The sequence below is a fragment of the Mycobacteriales bacterium genome (assembly GCA_035690485.1).
Lineage (GTDB): Bacteria > Actinomycetota > Actinomycetes > JAFAQI01 > DASSKL01 > DASSKL01.
Genome location: DASSKL010000080.1, coordinates 93,274 through 116,529, shown reverse-complemented (window position 1 = coordinate 116,529; position 23,256 = coordinate 93,274). Strand labels below are relative to the sequence as shown.

24 protein-coding genes are annotated in these 23,256 nt (G+C 72.8%); 10 read left to right on the top strand and 14 right to left on the bottom strand.

The window, feature by feature from the left end:
• Positions 1-4 precede the first annotated feature (4 nt).
• Both VFJ21_12180 and VFJ21_12175 read right to left on the bottom strand, forming a co-directional pair.
• Positions 5-871, bottom strand: a complete 867-nt coding sequence (locus VFJ21_12180) for an LLM class F420-dependent oxidoreductase (protein HET7407877.1) — start codon at positions 869-871, stop codon at positions 5-7.
• A 17-nt stretch (positions 872-888) separates the two neighbouring features.
• Positions 889-1,746, bottom strand: a complete 858-nt coding sequence (locus VFJ21_12175; GenBank protein HET7407876.1) for an IclR family transcriptional regulator — start codon at positions 1,744-1,746, stop codon at positions 889-891.
• A gap of 51 nt (positions 1,747-1,797) precedes the next feature.
• On the opposite strand from VFJ21_12175, the gene VFJ21_12170 reads away from it, so the two are divergent.
• From VFJ21_12170 to VFJ21_12145, 6 genes are read left to right on the top strand one after another with little or no spacing between them, the layout of a single operon-like run.
• Complete coding sequence (locus VFJ21_12170) at positions 1,798-3,267, top strand: FAD-binding protein (protein HET7407875.1); 1,470 nt, start codon at positions 1,798-1,800, stop codon at positions 3,265-3,267.
• A gap of 48 nt (positions 3,268-3,315) precedes the next feature.
• A complete protein-coding gene (locus VFJ21_12165; GenBank protein HET7407874.1) occupies positions 3,316-4,926 on the top strand; it encodes an FAD-dependent oxidoreductase in 1,611 nt (536 codons plus the stop codon).
• The gene (locus VFJ21_12160) at positions 4,923-5,675 is read left to right on the top strand and encodes an SDR family oxidoreductase (protein HET7407873.1); all 753 of its coding nucleotides are present in this window, start codon (positions 4,923-4,925) and stop codon (positions 5,673-5,675) included. The genes VFJ21_12165 and VFJ21_12160 overlap by 4 nt, the downstream gene beginning before the upstream one ends.
• On the top strand, positions 5,668-6,819 hold the full coding sequence (locus VFJ21_12155; protein HET7407872.1) for an acetyl-CoA C-acetyltransferase: 1,152 nt from the start codon (positions 5,668-5,670) through the stop codon (positions 6,817-6,819). The genes VFJ21_12160 and VFJ21_12155 overlap by 8 nt, the downstream gene beginning before the upstream one ends.
• A 10-nt stretch (positions 6,820-6,829) precedes the next feature.
• Positions 6,830-7,606, top strand: a complete 777-nt coding sequence (locus VFJ21_12150; GenBank protein ID HET7407871.1) for an SAM-dependent methyltransferase — start codon at positions 6,830-6,832, stop codon at positions 7,604-7,606.
• A gap of 29 nt (positions 7,607-7,635) precedes the next feature.
• Positions 7,636-7,962, top strand: coding sequence for an MmcQ/YjbR family DNA-binding protein (locus VFJ21_12145; GenBank protein ID HET7407870.1), 327 nt, complete (start codon positions 7,636-7,638; stop codon positions 7,960-7,962).
• A 2-nt stretch (positions 7,963-7,964) separates the two neighbouring features.
• Here VFJ21_12145 and VFJ21_12140 read toward each other — a convergent pair whose 3' ends face one another.
• On the bottom strand, positions 7,965-8,393 hold the full coding sequence (locus VFJ21_12140) for a nuclear transport factor 2 family protein (GenBank protein HET7407869.1): 429 nt from the start codon (positions 8,391-8,393) through the stop codon (positions 7,965-7,967).
• 137 nt (positions 8,394-8,530) lie between these two features.
• Here VFJ21_12140 and VFJ21_12135 point away from each other — a divergent pair, with 137 nt between their 5' ends.
• Positions 8,531-9,694 carry a DUF222 domain-containing protein gene (locus tag VFJ21_12135; GenBank protein ID HET7407868.1) on the top strand — a complete coding sequence of 388 codons (1,164 nt, stop codon included), beginning with the start codon at positions 8,531-8,533 and terminating at the stop codon, positions 9,692-9,694.
• Positions 9,695-9,718: 24 nt separating this feature from the next.
• On the opposite strand, the gene VFJ21_12130 is transcribed toward VFJ21_12135, so the two are convergent.
• The 5 genes from VFJ21_12130 to VFJ21_12110 are packed head-to-tail and all read right to left on the bottom strand — an operon-like array spanning position 9,719 to position 14,198.
• Entirely contained in the window at positions 9,719-10,507 is a 789-nt protein-coding gene (locus tag VFJ21_12130; GenBank protein ID HET7407867.1) for a phytanoyl-CoA dioxygenase family protein, read from the bottom strand.
• A gap of 43 nt (positions 10,508-10,550) precedes the next feature.
• On the bottom strand, positions 10,551-11,426 hold the full coding sequence (locus VFJ21_12125; protein HET7407866.1) for an enoyl-CoA hydratase: 876 nt from the start codon (positions 11,424-11,426) through the stop codon (positions 10,551-10,553).
• Positions 11,423-12,463, bottom strand: a complete 1,041-nt coding sequence (locus VFJ21_12120) for an acyl-CoA dehydrogenase (GenBank protein ID HET7407865.1) — start codon at positions 12,461-12,463, stop codon at positions 11,423-11,425. The genes VFJ21_12125 and VFJ21_12120 overlap by 4 nt, the downstream gene beginning before the upstream one ends.
• A complete protein-coding gene (locus VFJ21_12115) occupies positions 12,463-13,611 on the bottom strand; it encodes an acyl-CoA dehydrogenase family protein (protein HET7407864.1) in 1,149 nt (382 codons plus the stop codon). Before VFJ21_12115 ends, VFJ21_12120 begins: the two co-directional genes overlap by 1 nt.
• Positions 13,602-14,198 (bottom strand): TetR/AcrR family transcriptional regulator, encoded by a 597-nt coding sequence (locus tag VFJ21_12110; GenBank protein HET7407863.1) that lies wholly within the window; start codon positions 14,196-14,198, stop codon positions 13,602-13,604. The genes VFJ21_12115 and VFJ21_12110 overlap by 10 nt, the downstream gene beginning before the upstream one ends.
• Positions 14,199-14,294: 96 nt before the next feature.
• Here VFJ21_12110 and VFJ21_12105 point away from each other — a divergent pair, with 96 nt between their 5' ends.
• Positions 14,295-15,839, top strand: coding sequence for a FadD3 family acyl-CoA ligase (locus VFJ21_12105; GenBank protein ID HET7407862.1), 1,545 nt, complete (start codon positions 14,295-14,297; stop codon positions 15,837-15,839).
• A 6-nt stretch (positions 15,840-15,845) separates the two neighbouring features.
• On the opposite strand, the gene VFJ21_12100 is transcribed toward VFJ21_12105, so the two are convergent.
• From VFJ21_12100 to VFJ21_12075, 6 genes are read right to left on the bottom strand one after another with little or no spacing between them, the layout of a single operon-like run.
• Positions 15,846-16,589, bottom strand: a complete 744-nt coding sequence (locus VFJ21_12100) for an enoyl-CoA hydratase family protein (GenBank protein ID HET7407861.1) — start codon at positions 16,587-16,589, stop codon at positions 15,846-15,848.
• Between the two features lie 12 nt (positions 16,590-16,601).
• Complete coding sequence (locus VFJ21_12095) at positions 16,602-17,387, bottom strand: SDR family oxidoreductase (GenBank protein ID HET7407860.1); 786 nt, start codon at positions 17,385-17,387, stop codon at positions 16,602-16,604.
• Positions 17,380-18,435 (bottom strand): nitronate monooxygenase, encoded by a 1,056-nt coding sequence (locus VFJ21_12090; protein ID HET7407859.1) that lies wholly within the window; start codon positions 18,433-18,435, stop codon positions 17,380-17,382. Before VFJ21_12090 ends, VFJ21_12095 begins: the two co-directional genes overlap by 8 nt.
• Positions 18,435-19,178, bottom strand: coding sequence for a CoA-transferase (locus VFJ21_12085; protein ID HET7407858.1), 744 nt, complete (start codon positions 19,176-19,178; stop codon positions 18,435-18,437). Before VFJ21_12085 ends, VFJ21_12090 begins: the two co-directional genes overlap by 1 nt.
• Positions 19,175-19,990, bottom strand: coding sequence for a CoA-transferase (locus VFJ21_12080; GenBank protein ID HET7407857.1), 816 nt, complete (start codon positions 19,988-19,990; stop codon positions 19,175-19,177). The genes VFJ21_12085 and VFJ21_12080 overlap by 4 nt, the downstream gene beginning before the upstream one ends.
• 5 nt (positions 19,991-19,995) lie before the next feature.
• Positions 19,996-20,871, bottom strand: a complete 876-nt coding sequence (locus tag VFJ21_12075) for an SDR family oxidoreductase (GenBank protein HET7407856.1) — start codon at positions 20,869-20,871, stop codon at positions 19,996-19,998.
• Positions 20,872-20,944: 73 nt separating this feature from the next.
• Between VFJ21_12075 and VFJ21_12070 the strand changes: the two genes are divergently transcribed.
• Both VFJ21_12070 and VFJ21_12065 read left to right on the top strand, forming a co-directional pair.
• Positions 20,945-22,105, top strand: a complete 1,161-nt coding sequence (locus tag VFJ21_12070; GenBank protein ID HET7407855.1) for an acyl-CoA dehydrogenase family protein — start codon at positions 20,945-20,947, stop codon at positions 22,103-22,105.
• Positions 22,102-23,181 (top strand): acyl-CoA dehydrogenase family protein, encoded by a 1,080-nt coding sequence (locus VFJ21_12065; GenBank protein HET7407854.1) that lies wholly within the window; start codon positions 22,102-22,104, stop codon positions 23,179-23,181. Before VFJ21_12070 ends, VFJ21_12065 begins: the two co-directional genes overlap by 4 nt.
• Positions 23,182-23,256 lie beyond the last annotated feature (75 nt).

The window sequence follows — 23,256 nt, the reverse complement described above, 5'->3', positions numbered from 1 at the left end:
GTCGTCACAGGTCGCGCAGCGCCTCCATCTGTTCGAGGTAGTGCTGCAGTGACGTCGACTGCAGGCTGACGTTGACCTTCGTCGCGCCGGCGGCGAAGGCCTTGTCGAGGGACCGCCGGGCCGCATCGGGGTCGCCCAGCGGGTCGATCGGGCGCGGCGTGTAGAGCACGACCTCGAGACCATCGTGGCTGCCGGCGGCGGTGAGGATCTCGGTGATGTCGCCGAGGCGCAGGCCGAACGGCGCCCACCCGTCGCCGAGCTCCACCGCGCGCCGCAGCGACCGGCGGGTGCGCCCGCCGACCCAGATGGGGATCCGGTCCTGCACGGCGTACGGCTCCAGGATCACGTCGTCGAAGTCGTAGAACTCCCCGTGGTAGGTGGCGGTCGGGCGCGACAGCGCCGCGCGTAGCGCGCGCAGTGCGTCGTCGCCGCGCGCTCCGCGGTCGGTCCACGGCGTGCCGAGCAGGTCGAACTCCTCCTGCAGGCTCCCGACCCCGACGCCCAGCACGAGCCGGCCGCCGCTCAGCCGGTCGAGCGTGCCGTAGCGCTTCGCCAGCGCGAGCGGGTGCTGGTGCCCGAGCACCAGCACGTGCGTGGCCAGCCGGATCTGCGACGTGACGGCCGCAATGTAGGACAGCGTCGCCAGCGGGTCCCAGAACATCGACCCGCGCTGCCGCCCGGTGTCGGCCGAGACGGCGACGTGCTCGGCGCAGGTCAGGTGTGCGAAGCCGAGTCGGTCCGCCGACCGGGCGACGGCTACCACGTCGTCGATGCTCCCGCTGCGTTCCCACTCACCGTGCAGCCCGGGCACGAGCGTGAGCACCGGCGTGACGATGCCGAGCCGTGCCGGCCCGATGGCATGGTCGGTCATGTCCGTCCCCTCCGGGGTCAGAGCCAGTAGTCGCCGCCCATGCCTTGCAGCAGCTTGTCGAGGGCGCCCGGTGGCCACGCGCTCGGCACCGGGTGGTCGCGCCGGCTGTCGTCGTCGGGCAACCGCGGGAACAGCGCGGCGCTCGCCTGCCGCGTCGTCTGCTCGACGTAGGGCGTCAGCCGGACGAGGTCGGTCTCGCGGGCCGGCCCGGTCAGGGAGATCGCGGCGATCGCCCGCCCGCTGCCGCGCAGCGGTGCGGCGACGCAGGCGACGCCCGGGGCCGACTCCTCGCGGTCGTAGGCGACACCGCCCCGGGCCCGCACCGCGACCAGCTCCTGGGCCAACGCCTCGACCGTCGGCAGCGTGCGGGGCGTGCGCGGCACGAGCCGGTCGCGGAACGTCGCGTCGACCACGCGCGGGTCGAGCCAGGCGAGCATGGCCTTGCCCGCGGCGGTCGCGTGTGCGGGCGTGCGCCCGCCGACGCGGGTCTTGACGGCCGACCCGCCCCGCCCGGCGACCCGGTCGAGGTAGACGATGTCGAGCCGGTCGAGCACCGACAGGTGCACGGTCGCCTGCGTGCGCAGGTGCAGGTCGTGGAGCAGGGGGGCGGTCGCCTCGCGCAGCTCGTTGTGCGCCACGGCCAGGCCACCGAGCTCCAGCGACCGCATGCCGAGCCGGTAGCCGCCGCCACGGTGCTCCAGCCAGCGCAGCCGGACGAGCGTGTCGAGGATCCGGTGCGTGGTCGAGCGGGGCAGCCCGCTGCGGTCGGCGATCTCCTGCAGGGTGAGGCGCGGCGCGGAGCCGTCGAAGGCGCCGAGGATCAGCGTCATCCGCTCGATCATCGAGGCGGGTGGCGGGCTGCGCCGGTCGACCATGCCGGCTCCTCCCCGGTTGACCGCTAGAACGCGTTCTACCAGACTTCGGGCGTGCCGCACGACGTCCCGACCCCGCTCGCCGCGTCGTCGGTCGACTGGTCCGACGAGGTCGACGTGCTGGTCGTGGGGTTCGGGGCCTCCGGTGGATGTGCGGCGGTCGAGGCGGCCGCGGCCGGGGCGCGGGTCATGGTGCTGGAGCGGGCCGCCGTCGCGGGTGGCACCAGTGCGCTGGCCGGCGGGCACTTCTACCTCGGCGGCGGCACGGCGGTGCAGCGGGCGACCGGCCACGACGACTCGCCGGAGGAGATGTACCGCTACCTCATGGCGGTCTCGCGCGACCCCGAGCCGGAGAAGATCCGCGCCTACGCCGAGGGCAGCGTCGCGCACTTCGACTGGCTCGAGGGGCTGGGCTTCCGGTTCGAGCGCAGCTACTACCCGGAGAAGGCCGTCATCCAGCCGGGCACCGAAGGGCTGATGTACTCCGGCAACGAGAAGGTCTGGCCGTTTCGCGAGCAGGCGAAGCCCGCGCCGCGCGGGCACAAGGTGCCCGTGCCGGGCGACACCGGTGGCGCGGCGATGGTCGTCGACCTGCTGGTCAAGCGCGCGGGCGACCTCGGCGTCGAGGTGCGCTACGAGACGGGCGTGACGGCCCTCGTCGTCGACGACCAGGGCCGGGTCGTGGGCGCGGCCTACAAGCACTTCCGCGACGGCGGCGCCGTGCGGGCCGGGGCCGTCGTCATCGCGGCCGGCGGGTTCGTGATGAACGAGCAGATGGTCGCCGCGCACGTGCCCGCGCTGGCGGAGAAGTCGTTGCCGCTCGGCAGCACGTACGACGACGGGCTGGGCATCCGCCTGGGAATGTCCGCCGGCGCAGCGACACGGCACATGGACCAGGCGTTCCTGACCGCCCCCTGCTACCCGCCGGCGCGGCTGCTGACCGGCGTCATCGTCAACCGCGACGGTGCGCGGTTCGTGGCGGAGGACTCCTACCACTCCCGGACCGCCGGGTTCGTGCTGGAGCAACCGGGCGCGACGGCGTACCTCGTCGTCGACGACGCGCACATGGAGCAGCCGGTCTTCCCGCTGGCGCCGTTCATCGACGGCTGGGAGACCGTGGCGGAGATGGAGCGCGCGCTGGGCATCCCCGCGGGCCGGTTGCAGCGGACGCTCGACCGCTACAACGCCCGTGCGGTGCGCGGCGAGGACCGCGACTTCCACAAACACCCGGACTTCCTCGAGCCGCAGGACCACGGGCCGTGGGGTGCGTTCGACCTGTCGCTCGGCAAGGCCACCTACTCCGGCTTCACGATCGGTGGGCTGCGCACGTCGGTCGACGGGCAGGTGCTGCGCGACGACGGCACGGTCGTCGAGGGGCTGTACGCCGCGGGCGCGTGCGCGGCCAACATCGCCCAGGACAGCAAGGGATATGCGAGCGGGACGCAGCTCGGCGAGGGGTCGTTCTTCGGCCGCCGGGCCGGCCGGCACGCGGCGTCGGTGGTGCGGCGGGCCGGGCGTGGTTGACCACCCGGCTGCCTTGACGACTGAAACACGTTCTAGTTGACTCACGGCGTGTCGCAGACCGTGGATTACGACGTCGTCGTGGTCGGTTCGGGAGCCGGCGGCCTGGTCGGTGCCCTGACCGCAGCGGTGTCCGGGCTGCGGGTGCTGCTGGTCGAGAAGTCCGACCGGTTCGGCGGCACGACCGCGCTGTCGGGCGCGGGGCTGTGGGCGCCGGCCAACCTGCACGTGCTCGCCGCCGGCCAGCCCGACAGCCTGGAGCTCGCGCGGGAGTACCTGCGTCACACCGTCGGCGACCGCACGCCGCAGTCGATGCAGGACGCATTCCTCGAGGCCGCGGCTCCGACGATCGCCTGGCTCGAAGAGCACGGCGTGCACTTCAACTACATGACCGGCTACCCCGACTACCACCCCGGCCGGCCGGGCGCGCTGCTCACCGGCCGCGCGATCACGCCGAAGATCTTCCCGCGCGCGCGGCTCGGCGAGGTCCCGCAGCCGTTCGTGCAGAAGATGCCGATGGGCGACGGTGGCCCGCCGATCCCCGACCCCGGGCCGGAGGGGCCGATGTGGGGCGGCCAGTCGCTGATCGCCCAGCTGCTCATCGCCTGCACGGCGGCGGGGGTCGACCTGTGGGCGTCGACCGCGTTCGTCGACCTGCTGGTCGACGGCGGCGCGGTCGTGGGCATCTCCGCGCGCCGCGACGGCGAGGCGCTCGAGGTGCGGGCCCGGGCCGGCGTGCTGCTGGCCTCGGGTGGCTTCGAGCGCAACGTCGAGATGCGTGCCGCCCACCAGCCGGGACCGGTGCGGCACAGCGACTGGACGCTCGGCGTCGAAGGCAACACCGGCGACGGCATCCGCGCCGGCATCGCGCTCGGCGCGCGCACGGACCTCATGGACGACTCCTGGTGGGCGCCGGGGTTCCTCCGGCCCGACGGCCGGCCGTCGTTCCTGCTCTGGGAGCGGGTGACGCCGGGCGGCATCGTCGTGGACCGGACCGGTCGTCGCTGGCTCAACGAAGGCGTCGACTACGACACGTTCGGCCACCTGATGCTGGCGGCGCACGACGCGGGGCGACCGGTCATCCCGTCGTGGTTCGTCTTCGACGAGCAGTTCCTGCAGGTGAGCGGGTTCGGTGGCCTGCGACCGGGCGCCGACCCGACCCCCTGGGTGCAGGCGGGTGCGCTGAAGCGGGCCGGCACGCTGACCGCGCTCGCCGACCTGATCGGCGCGGTCGACCTGCCGCAGACGGTGGCGCGCTGGAACGAGTCGGTCGACCGCGGGGTCGACGAGGAGTTCGGCCGGGGCGCCGAGGGCAGCCACGAGCGTCAGCTGCTCTGGGTCTTCCAGCGCTACCCGGGAATTCCGGGCCCGCACGAGCACCCGAACCCGTCGCTCGGCCCGATCGTCCAAGGGCCGTTCTACGCGGCGCAGGTGGTGCTGTCGGACCTCGGCACCAAGGGTGGCCTCATCTGCGACGAGCACGCGCGGGTGCTGGGCGGCGACGGTCGGCCGCTGCCCGGTCTCTACGCCTGCGGCAACACGATGGCGTCGATGATGGGCAACACCTATCCCGGTCCCGGTGCGCCGATCACGCCGGCGATGGCGTTCGCTCACGTCGCCGCCGGTGACATGGCGGCGACTTTCGCGCGGGCGCAGGTGTGACCGCGTCCTTCGACGCCAGCGTGGTCCTGGTCACCGGGGGCACCCGGGGTCTCGGTGCCGGCATCGCTGCGGCCTACGCCGAAGCCGGCGCGAGGGTCATCGTCTGCGGCCGCAAGCCACCCGACTCGTCGCCGCACCCGTTCGTCTCCTGCGACGTGCGGGACCCCGACCAGTGCCGCGCGCTGGTCGACGAGGTCGTCGGGACGCACGGCCGGCTCGACGTGCTGGTCAACAACGCGGGCGGCAGCCCCTACGCGGACGCGGCGACGGTCAGCCCGCGGTTCGTCGAGCGGATCGTCGCGCTCAACCTGCTGGCGCCCTACTACCTGTCGCAGGCGGCCAACGCGGTCATGCAGCAGCAGGACGGCGGCGGGGTGATCGTCAACATCGGCAGCGTCGCGGCGCGGCGGCCGGCGCCCGGCACGTCGGCCTACAACGCCGCGAAGGCCGGGCTCGCGGTGCTGACCCGCAGCCTCGCGATCGAGTGGGCGCCCAAGGTGCGGGTCAACCAGGTGACACCGGGGCTGGTGCGCACGGAGCTCGCCGGCCAGACCTACGGTGACGACATCGGCGCCGTCGAGGCGACCGTGCCGATGGGCCGCCTTGCTTCACCGGCGGATGTGGCGGCCGCATGCCTGCTGCTGTCGGGCCCGGAGACCGGCTACGTCACCGGCGCCGAGCTGTACGTCGACGGAGGGGGCGAGGCGCCCGCCTTCCTGAGCGCGATGAAGGGATCGTCCGATGGCTGAGGCATTCCTGGTCGAGGCGGTGCGCAGCCCGGTGACCCGGCGCGGCGGCGGGCTGGCAGGGGTCCACCCGGCAGACCTCGGCGCGCACGTCCTGCGTGCCGTGATCGAGCGGGCCGATGTCGACCCGGCGGCGGTCGAGGACGTGGTCTTCGGCTGCGTCGACACGATCGGCCCGCAGGCCGGCGACATCGCCCGCACCTGCTGGCTGGCCGCGGGCCTGCCCGAGGAGGTGCCCGGCGTCACCGTCGACCGGCAGTGCGGCTCCTCGCAGCAGGCACTTCACTTCGCCGCGCAGGCCGTGATGAGCGGCACCGCCGACCTTGTCGTCGCAGGCGGCGTGCAGAACATGAGTGCGATCCCGATCTCCTCGGCGATGCTCGCGGGTGAGCAGTACGGCTTCGCCGAGCCGTTCACCGGATCGGCCGGCTGGGTGGCGCGCTACGGCGACCAGCCGCTGTCGCAGTTCAACTCGGCCGAGATGATCGCGCAGCAGTGGGACATCTCCCGCGAGGAGATGGAGGCGTTCGCCTTCGAGTCGCACCAGCGCGCGCTACGGGCGATCGACGAGGGCCGGTTCGCCCGGGAGATCGCTGCGTTTGGAGAGGTCACCGAGGACCTCGGGCCGCGCCGCGACACGACGCTGGAGAAGATGGCTGGCCTCAAGCCGCTGCAGGAGGGCGGCCGGGTCACCGCTGCCGTGTCGAGCCAGATCACCGACGGCGCAGCAGCGCTGCTGGTCGCCTCCGAGCAGGCGGTGCGTGAGCACGGGCTGACGCCCCGGGCGCGGATCCACCACCTGTCGGTGCGTGGTGCCGACCCGGTCATCATGCTGACGGCGCCGATCCCGGCTACGGCCCACGCGTTGAAGAAGACGGGAATGTCGCTCGACGAGATCGACCTGGTCGAGATCAACGAGGCGTTCGCGTCGGTCGTGCTGGCCTGGCAGCGCGAGACCGGTGCCGACCTCGCCAAGGTCAACGTCAACGGCGGCGCCATCGCGTTGGGGCACCCGCTCGGCGCGACCGGCGCGCGCCTGATGACGACCTTGCTGCACGAGCTCGAGCGCACCGGTGGTCGCTACGGGCTGCAGACGATGTGCGAGGGCGGCGGGCAGGCCAACGTCACGATCATCGAGCGGCTGTAGCTTTCTCGGCGTGCAGCTAGCGGGGGTCGCCGGCACTGCGGTGTCGGCCGCGCGGGTGCGCGCGATGGAGTCGGCACGTCCCGACGCGCTGTTCCACGACCCTTACGCTGCCGCCTTCGCCGCGCTGCAGCCGCAGGTCGACGAGGGCCCGGCCAGCGCGGAGCGGCGGGCCCTGGCCTTTCACGTCGTCATTCGCACCCCGTTCTACGACGACTTCCTGCTGCGTGCCGGCTGCCCTCAGGTGGTCGTCCTGGGCGCCGGGCTGGACACCCGGGCCTTCCGGCTGGCGGTGCCGGCGCAGACCCGGTGGTTCGAGGTGGACCGCGCCGAGGTCTTCGCGGTCAAGGACGCGGTGCTGACCGACGTCGACCCGGCGTGTTCCCGGACGACCGTCGCCGCAGACCTGACGGGTGACTGGTCGTCGTCGCTGCAGGCCGCGGCGTTCGATCCGTCGGTGCCCACGGCGTGGCTGATCGAGGGCGTGTTCGCCTACCTGTCGTCGACACAGGCCGCGCACGTCCTGGCCCGCGTCGACGCGGCGTCGGCGGTCGGGAGCGCGGTGGCCTTCGAGAAGCCGCACGGCCGGCGCCGGCTGGCCGCGGCCGACGTGCAGGCGACCGCCGGACTCTGGCAGGAGGGCCTGGCACCCGCGGAGCTGGATCGGCTGCGCTCCTCCGGCTGGTCGATCCGAGAGCACCTGCTAAGCGAGGTGGCCGCGTCCTACGGCCGGCCGGTGAGGCGGGCGTCGGACAGCGCGTTCCTGATGGCGCGCCGGGTGTCCACGTGACCGGGGACGTCGAGGACCGGGTGCGGGCTATGTGCCTGGCGCTGCCTGAGGTCACCGAGAGGGTGAGTCACGGGTCGCCGGCGTTCTTCGTCGGCAAGCAGTTCGTGATGCTGTGGTCCGGCGGCCATCACGACCACGACTTCCCGCATCTGTGGTGCGCGGCGCCGGTAGGTGTGCTGCAGGAACTTGTCGCCGAGGCCCCCCAGCGGTTCTTCCGGCCGCCGTATGTCGGGCATCGCGGCTGGATCGGCGTACGCCTCGACGGCGACGTCGACTGGGCCGAGATCGAGGAATGCGTCCGTGAGGCCTACCGCACGGTCGCACCGAAACGGTTGGTGCAGCGGCTCGCGGACTGACGTCAGGCCTGTGCGGCCTCGAGCGCGGCACGCATCTGCTCGTGGACCATGTTGATCGCCTGCAGCGGGCGGACCATCACCCTGATCTCGACGATCTTGCCCTGGTCGTTGCAGCGGATGATGTCGACGCCGTTGACGTACTTGCCGCCGACGGTCGTCTCGAACTCCAGCACCGCCGTTTCGCCGTCGAGCACCTGCTTGGTGTAGCGGAAACCGTCTTCAGACGCACCGGCAGCGGACTGCGGCTGCTTCTTGCCGGCGAGCGTCTGTCCGGCCGCCGTGAGGTAGGCCGTCGTGATCTCCTTGCCGCGCTGGGGCGTGAAGACGATCGGCGAGTAGAAGACGACGTCGTCGTCGAGCAGCTCGTCGAGCCCGCCGGCCAGCTCGCCACGGATGTTGCGGTGCCAACGTTCGATGACGTCGTGGATCATTGGACCTCCCTGTGCGGTCACTGTAACCGCAGGTCGCGGTCGGGCCGGGCCGGCATTCGCTGAGAGCGGATTTTCCTTGTTCCACAGGCATTTCCTGTATGCCGAAATTGTCGGTGGTGGGACGTAATGTCGTTCGCATGTTGGAGGTGCTGCAGCGGTTGGCGGGGACCGATCCGTGGGAGCTGTCCCCGGTGGATCGCCTCGACGCGCTCGCCGACTGGGAGCGGGTCAGCGCCTGGGTGGAGTCGCGCAAGGCCGCCTGCCTGGCCGCCGCGGCCGCGCCGGATCCGACCGACCCGCTGGACAGTGAGGACTGGACCCGGGAGCAGGTCGCGGTCGCGTTGCACGTCTCGCCGGCCGCGGCGCACCGGCGGATCGAGCACGCCCGCGCGTTGGATGGGCGGCTGATCGCCGCCCGCGACGCGATGGAGACCGGCGGCCTCTCGGTGATCCAGGCGATCGCCCTGATCGAGGAGACCGCCGAGGTCGACGACGACACGGCCCGCCACGTCGCGAAAACGGTGCTGGACAAGGCGGTCGAGCTGACCCCGGGCCGGTTCCGCAACCTCGCGCGGCGCGCGGTGATCGCGGCCGACCCACAGGGCGCGGCCCGGCGCCGGGAGCAGGCGCGGGCCGGCCGGCAGGTCCAGTACTGGAACGAACCAAACGGCATGTTCACCCTGTGTGCGCAGCTCACCGCCGAGCACGGCCACGCCGTCTGGCAGGCCCTCACCAGCACCGCCGAGACCTGGACCGATGACGACCGGACGCTCGACCAGCGCCGCGCCGACGCGTTGGTCGCCCTGGTCACCGGGCAAGCCGAGGCGCCGCAGCTGCAGCCGCTCGTGCAGGTCACGATCGACCTGCCGACTGCGCTCGGTTTGGCCGACAACCCGGTCAGCCTGCCCGGCTACGGGCCGCTGCCCCCGGCGGTCGGCCGGGCCCTGGCCGAGGACGCCGACTGGCAGCGCTGGATTACCGACCCGGCCAGCGGGGAGCTGCTCGACCAGGGCCGGCAGCGCTACCGGCCCTCGAAGCGGCTGCGGGAGTTCATCCGGGCTCGGGACCGGCGGTGCCGGTTCCCCGGCTGCACCACACCCGCGCAGCGCAGCGACCTCGACCACACGACTCCTCACGATGATGGCGGCCCGACCACACGGGGCAACCTGATCCCGCTGTGCCGGCGGCACCACCGGCTCAAGACCCACACCCGCTGGCGCTACCAGCGCCTCGACGACGGCATCGTCGAGTGGACGGATCCCCACGGCCGCACCTGGCGAGACCCACCGGCCCGGGAGTGATCGACTCCGCACGCCGCCCGAAGCTCAGTGCTCCAGCACGTGGCGCGGGTGGCGACCGTCGACGTAACCGACGAACGGCGGGTGGATGCCGTAGCCGAGCAGCTCCTGCAGGCGCGGCTCCAGCGTGCGCACGGTCTCGGGCGGTACGGCGAGCACGTGGTTCTCCTGCTGGCGCAGCCAGCCCGCGGCGTACTCCAGCAGGACGCCGAGGCGCGGGCGATCGGTGCGGTTGGCGCCGCCGCCGTGCCAGAGGTTGCCGAGGATGAACAGCACCGATCCCGCCGGCATGGTGACGGTCACGGTCTCGTCGGGATCGACCGGGCGCCGGTCGGTCCAGCGGTGGCTGCCGGGCACGACCCGGGTCGCGCCGTTGTCCTCGGTGAAGTCGTCGAGCGCCCACATCGTGTTGAGGACGACTTCCTGGTGCGGCCGCGGCAGCGGGTAGATCTGGTCGTCGGTGTGCAGGAACTGCGCCTTCTCGCCGGGGCCGATCTCGATGCCGGTCGGCGCGCTGAGCTGGTAGCTGCCGCCGAGCGTGCGATCGAGCACGCCGAGCAGCAGCGGGTGCACGGCGAGCGGGTCGAACGCGCGGGTCTTGGCGAACAGCGCATAGACCCGGCGAGTGCTGAAGCCCTCGAAGTCGTTGCGCCCCGTCGGCGTGCGGTCGAGCACGTCGCGCAGCCCGGCTCGCACCGCAGCGGCCTCGTCGGGCGGCAGCAGCCGCTCGACCACGGCATAACCGTCGCGGTCGAGGTCGGCCAGGACGCGGTCGAGCAGCGCGGGATCGAGACGCGCGTCGTCCAAGGTCGTCATGGCGACGACGGTACGCCGGGCGCCGGCAGCGCCGCGAGAGATGTCAGCGGGCCGAGTCGCGCATGCTGCGCGCGTCCTGGCCACCGAGCGAGTCGCCGCCGACCTCGGCGTTGTGCGCGTGCGCCAGGTGGTGCAGCGCGAACACCGCGTCCATGCCGTCGCGCATGCCCATCAGGTCCTCGCACTGGTTGACCGCGCGCTTGGTGAGGGCCAGGCCGAAGGCCGGCATGGCCGCGATCTTCTCGGCGACGTCCATCGTCTCGGCCTCGAGTCGGTCGCGTGGCACCACCCGGTTGACCATGCCGAGCTCGCGGGCGCGGGTGGCGTCGACCCGCTCACCGAGGAACAGGAACTCCTTGGCGAACCGGGGCGGCATCTGCCATGGGTGGGCGAAGTACTCGACGCCGGGGATGCCCATGCGGACGACCGGGTCGGCGAAGAACGCGTCGTCGGAGGCGATGACGAGGTCGCAGCACCAGGCGAGCATCAGCCCGCCCGCGATGCAGGCTCCCTGCACCATCGCGATCGTCGGTTTCGGCAGGTCGCGCCAGCGCCGGCACATGCCCAGGTAGACCTCGGACTCGCGGGCGTAGCGCGACGCCGCGCCGTCCTTGCCGACGTGGTCCCACCACAGCCCGGCCTTGCGCTCGAACGTCTCGTCGGCGTCGCGGCCGGGCGTGCCGATGTCGTGCCCGGCGGAAAAGTGCTTGCCCTCACCGGCGAGCACCACGACCTTGACCTCGTCGTCCTCGGCCGCGCGGTAGAACGCCCGGTCGAGCGCGTAGGTCATCTTGCTGTTCTGCGCGTTGCGGAACTCCGGGCGGTCCATGGTGACGACCGCGACCGCGCCGCGGCGTTCGTAGCGCACCGGCGAGTCGGGGCTGCTCGCCTGGACCGGTGCCGTCGCTTCTGCGGTCACGGTGTCTCCTCGGGTAGCAGGGTGCGGGTGATCGTGGCACGGTGCTCGGCGGCGCTGCCCCAGTCGGCAGCCAGCGCCCAGGCGCGCTTGGCGAACAGGTGCAGGTCGTACTCGACGGTGTAGCCCATCGCGCCGTGCGCCTGCAACGTCGCCCGAGTGGCCTGCGTCGCGGCATCCGACGCGAGGGCTTTGGCCATCGCGACGTGAATGCCGGTGGCGGGGTCGTCGTCGACCAGCGACTGCGCGGCCCGCAGCACAACAGGCTCGGCGAACTCGACGGCCACCAGCGCATCGGCCAGCGGGTGCTGCACCGCCTGAAAGCTGCCGATGGCCACGCCGAACTGCGTGCGGTTGCTGACGTAGCTCACCGTCAGGTCGAGCATCCGGCGCGACAACCCGACGAGGTACGCCGCCGTGCCCAGCACCCCACGGTGCCGGGCCGACGCGACATCGGCCGGCCCGACGTCGAGGGCCAAACCGGTGCCGGTCTCTGCGGCAGTGATGCGGGCCGCGGCGCGGGAGCCGTCGGTCGTGGCTACCGGTGTCACCGACAGGTCGTCGACGGGAAGTAGTCGGGGCCGAGAGCCCGCCGGTTGCGGGCCGGGTAGCTGCAGCACGTGCGTGCTCGCCGCGGCGTAGGGCACGAGCGGTCCGGTGCCGTTCGCATCCCTGGCGTCGCGCTGCACGGCGACGCGGACACTGCCCTCGAGCAGGCCGGCGGGCAGCGCGTCTCCGGCAGACAGCAGGGGCGCTGCTACCGCAACGGTCTCGACGAGAGGCCCGGGCACTCCGGCGTAGCCGCACTGCTGCAGTGCCGCGACGGTCACGAGGTCGTCGAGACCGAGCCCGCCGGTCGACTCGGGCACCAGCAGGCCGAAGAGCCCGAGGTCGCCGAGCGCCGCCCACAGCTTGTCGACCGCCGACGGGTCGCCGCCGGGCCAGGCCGCCCGGACCACGTCGGGCGGGCAGGCGTCGGTGAGCAGGTCGTGCACGCCGGCGGCCAGCGAGCGCGCGTCGTCGGACAGCCCGAAGAACATCAGCCCCGCGCCGCCCGCGGCAGGCCGAGCAGCCGCTCGGCGACGATGTTGCGCTGCACCTCGTTGGTGCCCGCGTAGATGGGGCCGGCCAGCGAGAAGAGGAACCCGCGGGCCCACGGCCCGTCCACCTCGGCCACGGGTCCGAGCAGGTCGAGCGCCGCCGACTGGATCCGCACGTCGAGCTCGCTCCAGAACAGCTTGTTGAGCGACGACTCCCCGACACGCTCGCGGCCGGAGACGCTGTTGGTGACCTGCTGCAGGGTGAACAGCCGGTAGGCCTCGGCGTCGATCCAGGCTTGGGTGATGCGCTCGCGCAGCGACCCCGTCAGGGCTTCGGGATGCTGCCGCGCCAGTGCGACCAGCCGGTCGACCGCGGCGGTGAAGCGGCCGGGGGAGCGCAGCGTCAGCCCGCGTTCGGACCCGGTGGTCGCCATCGCGACCCGCCAGCCGGCGCCGACGCCGCCGAGCACGGCCGAGTCGGGCACGAACACGTCGTCGAACCAGACCTCGGCGAAGCCCTCGTCGCCGTCGAGCCGGCTGAACCCCCGCACGGTCACGCCGGGCGCGTCGAGCGGCACGAGGAAGTAGGTGAGCCCGCGGTGACGCTGCGACGCCGGGTCGCTGCGGAACAGGCCGAACAGGTGCGTGCAGAACGCGCCGCGCGTCGTCCACGTCTTCTGCCCGAACAGGCGCCAGCCACCACGGGACTCGTCGCGCTCGGCCCGGCTGGTCAGCGACGCCAGGTCGCTGCCGGCGCCGGGCTCGGACCAGCCCTGGCACCACAGGTCGTCGGCTGCGGCCATCCGTGGCAGCAGCGTGTCCTGCTGCTCCTGCGTGCCGAACGCGAACAGCGTCGGCGCCAGCAGGAAGATGCCGTTCTGCGTGACGCGCTGCGGCGCGCCGGCCCGGTAGTACTCCTCCTCGAACGCCAGCCACTCCCAGACCGAGGCGTCGCGCCCGCCGTAGGCCGCCGGCCACGACACCACCGACCAGCGGGCCGCGTGCAGCGTCTTCTCCCACTCGACGTGCAGCGTGAAGCCCTCACGGGTGTCGCCCGACGGGAGCGGCTCGCGGGGCACGTGGTCGGCGAGCCAGTCGCGCGCCTCGGCACGAAAGGCCTGCTCCTGCGGGGATTCGGTCAGGTCCACGACGCGGCTTCCTTGCGCACGAGCCCGCCGGCGTAGACGCGCCAGTAGTCGTCGGCCAGCTGCGCGTGCCCGTAGGCGCGGGTCGGCCGGAACCATCGCGCGGTCAGCCAGAGCCCGTCGCGCAGCAGCGGGTAGAGGACCTTCACCGGCACGTCGGCGCGGAAGGCACCGCTACGCACGCCCTCCTCGAGCACGGACACCCAGGCGGCACGCACGGCCCTCGTCGACTCCTCGACGAAACCGTCGCTGGCCCGCAACCGGTGCGCGTCGCTCTGGTAGATCTCCGTCGCTCGCGGATGCTTCGCGATCATCTCGAGGCTCACGTCGACGAGCCCGCGCAGCTTCTCGGTGGCCTCGCCGGTGCCCGCCACCACCTCGTCGTAGCGCTCCCGCAGCTCCTGCAGGAACGTCGCCAGCACCGCCTCCACGATCTCGTCCTTGGAGGTGAAGTGGTGGTAGAGGCTGCCCGAAAGGATCCCTGCGGCGTCGGCGATCTCGCGCACCGTGGTCGCGGCCACACCTTGCCGGGCGAAGAGCTCGGCGGCCTCGCGGAGAATCACCTCGCGACGGTCCTGCGGCCGGGCCACGCGACCTCCCTGGGCCGAGCGTGCGGTGACGTTGACGGTGCTACCGGCCGATCATACTGTCCTACCAAGCGCTTGCTACATCGTCGGAGTCCGCCTGTGCCTGCCCTGACTTTCCCTGCCGTCCTGGCTGCCGCGGCGGCGGAGGTGCCCGACGACGAGGCGCTGGTCTTCGGCGACGCGCGCCTGACGTTCGCGCAGCTGCAGGAGCACGTACGCCGCTGTGCCCGCGCGTTCCTCGCCACCGCCATCCGGCCCGGCGACCGGGTCGCCATCTGGGCGCCGAACAGCGACCGCTGGGTGATCGCCGCCCTGGGGCTGGTGTCGGTCGGGGCCGTGCTGGTGCCGGTCAACACCCGCTTCAAGGGCGAGGAGGCGCAGCACGTCCTGGCTGCGACCGGCGCGCGGCTGCTGGTCGTCGACGACGGGTTCCTCGACGGCAACCGGTTGGCGATGCTCGCGACCGCCGAGCCGCTGCCGGCGCTGGAGACCGTCGTGCGCTTAGACGGCGAGGGCGACGACGGCTGGGCCCGGTTCCTCGATCGCGCGAACACCGTCGACGAGGCCGACGCCGGGAAGGCGGCCGACGGGGTGGCGCCGGACGCCGTCTCGGACCTCATCTTCACGTCGGGCACCACCGGCCGGCCCAAGGGCGTGATGGTCACCCACGAGCAGGGCGTGCGGCTGTTCAGCACGTGGGCGCAGACGGTCGGGCTGCGTCGCGGCGACCGGATGCTGGTGGTCGCGCCGTTCTTCCACACGTTCGGTTACAAGGCCGGGATGCTCGCCTGCCTGGTGCAGCGGGCGACGCTGCTGCCGGTGCAGGTGTTCGACGTGCCCGCGACCATGGATCTCGTCCAGCGCGAGAAGGTCACGGTCGTGCCCGGCCCGCCGACGTTGTACTCCACGCTGCTGGAGCACCCGCAGCGCTCGGCGTACGACCTGTCGTCGGTGCGCCTCGCGGTCACCGGGGCGTCGGTCGTGCCGACCGAGCTGATCCGCCGGATGCGCGACGAGCTGGGGTTCGAGACGGTGCTGACGGCCTACGGGCTGACCGAGTGCGGGGGTTACGCGACCGGCTGCCGGCAGGGCGATCCGGACGAGGTCGTCTCGTTGACGAGCGGCCGGGCGATCGACGGCGTCGAGGTGCGGGTCGTCGACGAGCAGGGTGCGCCGGTGGCCACCGGCGAACCGGGCGAGGTCGTCGTCCGCGGCTACAACGTCATGCTCGGCTACTGGGAGGACCCCGAGGCGACCGCTGCCGCCGTCGACAGCGACGGCTGGCTGCACACCGGCGACGTCGGCGTGCTCGACGAGGGCGGCAACCTGCGGATCACCGACCGGCTGAAGGACATGTACGTCGTCGGCGGCTTCAACGCCTACCCGGCCGAGGTCGAGCAGGTGCTGGTGCGCCACGAGGCGGTGTCGGAGGCTGCCGTCGTCGGCGTGCCGGACGAGCGGCTCGGCGAGGTGGGCCAGGCGTTCGTGGTAGCGCGGACCGGCGCACAACCGGATCCCGACGCGCTGATCGCCTGGTGCAGGGAACGGCTGGCCGGCTACAAGGTGCCGCGCCGGGTGGTGCTCGTCGACGCCCTGCCCCGCAACGCGACCGGCAAGGTCGACAAGAAGCTGTTGCGTTCGTAGCGGGCGTCAGTGCTTGCCGAAGGACTCGCGGACCCTGTCGGCGACGCCCGACAGGTTGAGCTCGAAGGTGTAGCCCTGCTCGTAGCGGTAGGAGCGGTGCACGTCCTGCAGATCGATGCCGTTGAGCGACTCCTTGGCTGCGCGGATGACGGTCGGGTCCTTCGCGGCGATGTCGCCCGCGACCTCGAGTGCGGCGTCGCGCAGCGCCTCGCGCGGCACCACCCGCAGGACCGATCCGAAGGCGTGCAGCTCGGCCGCGGTGGCGGTCGCCGCGGTGTAGACCATCGCTCGCATCTTGTGCTGCGGCACCAGCCGCGACAGGTGCGTCGCCGCGCCGAGCGCCCCGCGCTCGACCTCGGGCAACCCGAACGTCGCGTCGTCGCTGGCCACGATGACGTCGGCGTTGCCGACCAGCCCGATGCCGCCACCAAGGCAGAAGCCGTGCACCGCCGCGATCACCGGCACCGCGCACTCGTAGACCGCGGCGAAGGCGGCGAAGCAGCCGCGGTTGGCGCCGACCAGCGCGGTGAAGCCGCTGTCGCGCTGGAACTCCTTGATGTCGACGCCGGCGTTGAAGCCTCGCCCCTCGGCGCGCAGCACGACGGCGCGAACGCCGGGATCCTGGCCGGCGGCGCGGACGGCGTCGGCGAGTGCGAACCAGCCGGCGACCGGCAACGCGTTGACCGGCGGGTGGTCGACGACGACCTCGGCCACGCCGTTGTCGTGGACTCTCGAGGACACCGGGGGCATCGCGGCTCCTGACTACGGGTGCTGGCTGCTGACCGACACGACCTCGCCGGTCATGTACGACGAGTAGTCGCTGGCGAGGAAGACGATGACATTGGCGACCTCCCACGGCTCGGCGGCCCGCCCGAACGCCTCGCGTGCGGTCAGCTCCTCGAGCAGGTCCTCCGTGGTCACCTTGGCCAGGAACGGGTGCATCGCGAGGCTCGGCGCGACGGCGTTGACGCGTACGCCGTGCCTGGCGCCCTCCACGCCTGCGACCCGGGTCAACGCCATGACGCCGGCCTTGGCCGCGGCGTAGTGCCCCTGCCCCTCCTGCGCGCGCCAGCCGATCACCGAGGCGTTGTTGACGATGACGCCGGCGCCACGGGTCGTCATGTGCTTGAGCGCCGCACGGGTGCAGCGGAACGTGCCGGTCAGCGTCACGTCGAGCACCTGCTGCCACTGCTCGTCGGTCATCTCGGTCAGCAGCGCGGTGCCGCCGAGGCCGGCGTTGTTGACGAGCACGTCGAGGTGCCCGTGGTGCGACAGCGCGGTGTGGAACATCCGCTGCACCTCGGGCTCCTGGGTCACGTCGCAGGGGATCGCGAGCGGGCGCTCGCCGGCCAGCTCGGCGAGAGCATCGGCCGCCTCCTGCAGCCGCCGCTCGTGCCGGTCGGAGATGGCGACGGTCGCGCCCTCCTCGACGCAGCGCCTCGCGGTGGCGAAGCCGATGCCGGTGCCGGCGGCCGCGGTGACGAGCACGGTCTTGCCGGCGAGCAGCCCGTGCGCGGGGACCGGCTCGGGAATCTGAAGATCAGGCACAGAACCACTCCAGCACCTCGGTCGCCTCCCGCTCGATCCGGTCGAGCAGCTCGGCGCACGACGGCAGGTCGTCCAGCAGCCCGACGACCTGGCCGGAGGCCATGACGCCCAGGTCGGGCCGGCCGTCGACCATCGCGGCCTTGAGCAGCATCGGCGTGTTGGCGGCCATCAGCGTCTGGCTCCACGACAGCTCGCCGCTGCGCTTCATCGCCAGCCCCTCCGACACCATCTGCCGCCACGGGATGCCGGACATCCGCTGGAACGACACCGCCGAGCGCGCCGAGCGCGCCAGCCGGCCGGTTGCGCGGCGGCGCTCCAGCGCGTCGACCAGCGGCGTGCGCAGCACCCGGTGCGGCATGCCGTCGACCTCGCGCGTCACCACGGTGTCGGTCACGCCCTTGCCCAGGTAGACCTGCTTCACCACGTCGCTGACCGCACTGTCGCTGGTTAGCAGGAACCGCGTGCCCATCGCGATCCCCGCGGCGCCGTAGGCCAGCGCGGCCACCAGGCCGCGGCCGTCGAAGAACCCGCCGGCGGCGATGACCGGGATGTCGACCGCATCGACCACCTGCGGCAGCAGCACGGTCGTCGGCACCTGGCCGGTGTGCCCGCCACCTTCGCCGCCCTGCACGATGACCGCGTCGGCGCCCCAGCCGGCAACCTTCTCGGCGTGCCGGCGCGCACCGATCGACGGCATCACGACCATGCCGTGGTCCTTGCAGCGCGCGATCAGATCCTGCTTCGGCGCCAGCGCGAACGACGCGACCCGCACGCCCTCTCGCGCCATCAGGTCGATGCGCTGCACGACGTCGGCCGCGTCGGCGCGCAGGTTGACGCCGAACGGCTCCGACGTGCGCGACTTCACCTCGGCGATGGCCCTGGCGAGCTCGTCGTACGTCATCGTCGCGGAGGCGAGGATGCCGAGCCCGCCGGCGTTGGCGGTGGCCGACGTCAGCCGCGCACCGGACACCCAGCCCATGCCGGTCTGCACGACCGGGCGGCGTACGCCGAACAGCTCGCACGCTCGCGTTTGCAGGGCGGGGTGCATCAGTCGGGCACCTCGCGGCTGCGCAGGCTTCGGGGGTCGAGCACCTCGCGGATCAGGTGCAGCTCCTCGCCGGTGGGCAGCCGTGTCTCGGTGGCGCCGTCGGTGACCAGGTCGAAGCCGGTGGCGGCCTGCACCTCGTCGACGCCGACGCCGGGATGGGTGGACACGAGCCGCATCGTCCCGCTCGGGCCGCCGAAGTCCAGCACCGCCAGGTCGGTGACGACGCGGCGGATGCAGTGGAAGCGGGCCGCCTCTCCCGTCGCGCGGTCGTAGCCCACGCCGGAGACCATGTCGACCTGCGGCACGAAGACGCGGGGGGAGTGTTTCGGCACCCAGTAGCTGGTCGGGTGGTTGACGGTGTTGCCGGGCGCGCCGCGCACGCCGAGCAGCTGCACGGTGGGCCTGGCGTGGTCGCCGATGCAGGAGATGTTCTGGTTGCCGTAGCGGTCGATCTGGCTGGCGCCCATCATCACGTGCCGACGGCCGGCCCAGAGCAGGTCGAAGATCGAGCGGTAGGGGATCCAGCCCTCGGCCGTGGCCGGCGGGGGGGCGTCGATCGGCCACGTCCCGGTGACGTAGGTCGCCTCGCCGTCGGTCAGCAGCAGGTCGGGCGCGAACGTCTCGCGGGCCAGCCGGGCACCGAGGCTCGGCAGCAGGCCCATCGGGCTGACCAGGATCTCGCCGTCGCCGCGGAACACCTCCGCGCAGGCGACCGCGCACACCTCCGCGCGGGTGGCACTCATGACTGCTCCGCGAGGTAGCGCTCGTAGAAGGCGGGCCAGGCGTCGGGTTCCTTGGCTGCGGCGACGTACTGCTTCTGGAAGTCCTCGTCCCGGTCGTAGTCGGGCACGCAGGAGGTGAAGTGCGCGCCACCCGGGGCCTCGACCACGCCGTGCACCATCCAGCGGCTGATGCGCATCCGGGTCACGTCGTGCTTGGCGAGCTCCTCCGTCGGCACGACCCGCTCGCAGGACAGGTAGGCGCGCTCGGCGGCCTGGCAGTAGAGGTCGTCGAAGTAGAGGTCGGGGCCGAGGAACACCGCGTTGCCGCTCGGGTCGGCCCGGTTGAGGTGCACGAGCGCCGCGTCGAGGTGCAGGGCGGGTACGGCGACCAGCTCTTCGCCGCCGGCGTAGGGCGAGGTGACCGTGCGCAGGTCCGGGTTGACCCGCATGACGTCCGACCCGAGGCCGGCGCGTGTCGGCAGGAACGGCAGCCGCAGCGACGCGGCGTAGAGCCCCCACTGGAGCATGCCTTCGTCGAGCTCCGTGACCTCGATCGTGCCGGCCTTGCGCGCCGCCTGGAAGTGTGGCTCCAGCGGGATCGAGTCGAGCGAGACGAAGCCGAAGACCAGCCGCCGCACCTTGCCCGCTGCGCAGAGCAGCCCGACGTCGGGGCCGCCGTAGGAGACGACGGTCAGGTCGGTCACGTCGGAACGCAACAGGGCGCGCACCAGTGCCATCGGCTTGCGCCGCGAGCCCCAGCCCCCGATGCCGAGCGTCATGCCCGAGCGCAGCTCCCCGATCACCTGCTCGGCGGTCATCCGCTTGTCAGCCATGGATGTCAGGCCCCGTAGACCGGCGCCGGGGCGGGCGCCTCCTTGAGCAGCCGGCGCACGACCGGACCGATCTCGGCCGGCGACCAGCGCTCGCCCTTGTCCTCGCGCGGTCCGTGCTGCCAGCCGTCGGCCGGGCTGATTATGCCGCCTTCGACCTCGAAGACGCGGCCGGAGACGTCGCCGCTGTCCTCGCTCGCCAGCCACACCACGAGCGGCGAGACGTTGGCCGGGTCCATCGCGTCGAAGCCGTCCTCCGGCTTGGCCATCGTCGCGGCGAAGACCTGCTCGGTCATCGGCGTGCGGGCGGCGGGGGCGATCGCGTTGACCGTGATGCCGTAGCGGGCCAGCTCGGCCGCGGCCACCTGCGTCATCGCCGCGACCCCCGCCTTCGCGGCCGAGTAGTTGCCCTGTCCGACGCTGCCGAGGAGGCCGGCCCCGGACGAGGTGTTGACGATGCGGGCGGCCCGTTGCCGGCCGGCCTTGCTCTCGTCGCGCCAGTAGGCCGCGGCATGCCGCAGTGGGCAGAAGTGCCCCTTGAGGTCGACGCGGAGCACCTCGTCCCACTCGGCCTCGGCCATGTTGACGAGCATCCGGTCGCGCACCAGGCCGGCGTTGTTGACCAGGGCGTCGAGCTGGCCGAACTCCTCCAGCGCCGTGGCGACGAGTGCGGCGGCGTAGTCCCAGTCGGCGACGTCGCCGGTGCTGGCGACCGCGGTGCCACCCGCGGCCTTGATGTCGTCGACCACCTGCTGCGCGGCCGGCCCGACGTCGTTGACGACCACGGCGGCGCCGTCGGCGGCGAACGCGTGGGCGTGCGCCCGCCCGATGCCCTGACCGGCGCCGGTGACGATGACGACCCGGCCATGACTCGTGCCTGCCACTGCTGGCTCCCTTGGTCGCGGAGTGAGCAGAACCTACCAAGCGCTTGCCCGGGAGCGGTACTGTGCGCCCGTGCTGCACATGGAGCTCACGGCCGACCAGCGCGAGCTGCGTGACGAGCTGCGGGCCTACTTCGCGAGGCTGCTGCCGCCGGCGGTCAAGGCGGAGCTGGGCGGCGAGGGCGACAACCCCGAGCTGTTCCGCCGGCTGGTACGCCAGATCGGTGCCGACGGCTGGCTCGGCCTCGGCTGGCCGAAGGAGTACGGCGGCGGGGGGGCGACGGCGTTCGAGCAGCTGCTGCTGTTCACCGAGGTGCAGCGGGCGGGCGCGCCGTTCCCCTTCGTGACCATCAACACCGTCGGTCCGACGCTGATGGCGTTCGGCACGCCCGAGCAGAAGGCCCACTACCTCCCGCGCATCCTCGCCGGTGAGTGCCTGTTCGCCATCGGCTACACCGAGCCGGGGTCGGGCACCGACCTCGCGTCGCTGCGCACCCGGGCCGTGCGTGCGGGCGGCGAGTGGGTGATCGACGGCAACAAGGTGTTCACCAGCAGCGCGGGCCACTCCGACTACGTCTGGCTGGCCGCACGCACGAACCCCGATGCCCCGAAGCACAAGGGCATCTCGATGTTCATCGTGCCGACGGACAGCCCCGGCTTCTCCTGGGCGCCGCTGCACACCGTGGGCGGCAACATGACGACGACGACGTTCTACGACGGCGTGCGGGTGCCGGCCGGCAACGTCGTCGGCGAGGTCGACGGCGGCTGGCGGTTGATCACCGCCCAGCTCAACCACGAGCGGATCGGGCTCGCCGCGTTCTCCGGCCGCACCGAGGCGCTGTGGGAGGGCGTGCGCGACTGGTGCGTCGAGCAGGGGATCGCGGGCGAGCCGTGGGTGCGCCAGGACCTCGCCCGCACCTACGCGCAGGTCGAGGCGGTGCGGCTGCTCAACTGGCAGGTGGCCGCGGCGGTGCAGGACGGCACGGTCTCGGTGGCCGATGCCTCGGCCGCCAAGGTGTTCGGCACCGAGACCCACGTGTCGGTCTGCCGCACGCTGTTCGGCCTGCTCGGTGCTGCCGGTGCGCGGCGGCAGGGTCAGCCGGGCGCGCCGCTCGACGGCCGCGTCGAGGTGCTCACCCGCGGGTCGATCGTCAACACGTTCGGCGGGGGGGTCAACGAGGTGCTGCGCGACATGATCTGCACCACCGGTCTCGGCATGCCGCGAGGTGCCCGGTGAGCCTCGGACCCTCTGAGGACCAGCAGTCCCTCGTCGCGCTCGCGGACGAGACCTTCGCGCGGCGCACCGCGGGTGACCAGCTCGCGGCCCTCGAGCGGTCGACCTCGCGGGTCGACGACGAAGGTTGGCGGGAGGCCGCCGACGCCGGACTGCTCGGCATCGCCGTGCCCGAGGAGCACGGCGGGGCCGGGCTCGGGCTCGTCGAGCTGCTGCTCGTGCTGGAGCAGCAGGGCCGCCGGCTGGCCATGCTGCCGTTGTGGGAGACGGCGCTGGCCGGGCTCGCGCTCGGGCAGCACGGCACCGGACCGCAGCACGAACAGTGGTTGCCGCGCATCGCGGGCGGCCGCGCAACGCTCACCGTGGCGCTCGACCTGGTCGAGGGTGGCGTCGGCGTGCGGGCGCAGCGGACGGACGGCGGCTGGCGCCTCGACGGGCTGGTTGCGACCGTGCCGCACGGCCACGCCGCGGGTGCCGTGGTCGTCGAGGCCGAGGCCGGCGGGCAGCGGCAGCTGTTCCTCGTCGACATCACCGCCGACGGCGTACGCCGGGAGCCGGTCGAGACGACGACGCACGCCCTGGCCGCCGACCTGACGTTCGCCGGCGCGCCGGCCGAGCCGCTCGGCGACGCGGGCGCGGTCGGGTGGCTGCACGCGCGAGCGCGGCTCGCGCTGGCGGCGCTGGCGCTCGGGGTGGCCGACGGGGGAGTGCACGACGCCGCGGCCTACGTCTCCAGCCGCGAGCAGTTCGGCCGGCCGCTCGCGACGTTCCAGGCGGTGAGCCAGCAGGTCGCCGACTGCTACTGCGACGTGCAGGCGATGCGGATGACGCTGTGGCAGGCCGCGTGGGCGGTCGAGCACCACGACGACGCGCGTGCCGCGGTCGGCGTCGCGACGTGGTGGGCGACCGACGCGGGGCTTCGGGTGCAGCACCGCGTGCAGCACCTGCACGGCGGCATGGGCGCGGACACGACCTACCCCGTACACCGCCGGTTCCTCTGGGCGATGGAGATCGACGCGCTGCTCGGCGGCGCCTCCTGCCAGCTCGCCCACCTCGGCCCGCGGCTCATCGAGGCCTAGGCCGCCGCAGGCCTCGACCATCCAACCGGCCATCTCTTCTCGGCTGGCGCTGGCAGGTACTTGCGTGCTGTATGC

What these genes read in the sequence shown, in the direction of transcription:
- VFJ21_12145 (HET7407870.1), top strand. Translation starts at nt 7,636, where the DNA reads ATGTGCCTGGCGCTGCCTGAGGTCACCGAGAGGGTGAGTCACGGGTCG.
- VFJ21_12135 (HET7407868.1), top strand. Translation starts at nt 8,531, where the DNA reads ATGTTGGAGGTGCTGCAGCGGTTGGCGGGGACCGATCCGTGGGAGCTG.
- VFJ21_12100 (HET7407861.1), bottom strand. Translation starts at nt 16,589, where the DNA reads ATGCCCCCGGTGTCCTCGAGAGTCCACGACAACGGCGTGGCCGAGGTC.
- VFJ21_12180 (HET7407877.1), bottom strand. Translation starts at nt 871, where the DNA reads ATGACCGACCATGCCATCGGGCCGGCACGGCTCGGCATCGTCACGCCG.
- VFJ21_12085 (HET7407858.1), bottom strand. Translation starts at nt 19,178, where the DNA reads ATGAGTGCCACCCGCGCGGAGGTGTGCGCGGTCGCCTGCGCGGAGGTG.
- VFJ21_12175 (HET7407876.1), bottom strand. Translation starts at nt 1,746, where the DNA reads ATGGTCGACCGGCGCAGCCCGCCACCCGCCTCGATGATCGAGCGGATG.
- VFJ21_12155 (HET7407872.1), top strand. Translation starts at nt 5,668, where the DNA reads ATGGCTGAGGCATTCCTGGTCGAGGCGGTGCGCAGCCCGGTGACCCGG.
- VFJ21_12130 (HET7407867.1), bottom strand. Translation starts at nt 10,507, where the DNA reads ATGACGACCTTGGACGACGCGCGTCTCGATCCCGCGCTGCTCGACCGC.
- VFJ21_12120 (HET7407865.1), bottom strand. Translation starts at nt 12,463, where the DNA reads ATGTTCTTCGGGCTGTCCGACGACGCGCGCTCGCTGGCCGCCGGCGTG.
- VFJ21_12140 (HET7407869.1), bottom strand. Translation starts at nt 8,393, where the DNA reads ATGATCCACGACGTCATCGAACGTTGGCACCGCAACATCCGTGGCGAG.
- VFJ21_12090 (HET7407859.1), bottom strand. Translation starts at nt 18,435, where the DNA reads ATGCACCCCGCCCTGCAAACGCGAGCGTGCGAGCTGTTCGGCGTACGC.
- VFJ21_12080 (HET7407857.1), bottom strand. Translation starts at nt 19,990, where the DNA reads ATGGCTGACAAGCGGATGACCGCCGAGCAGGTGATCGGGGAGCTGCGC.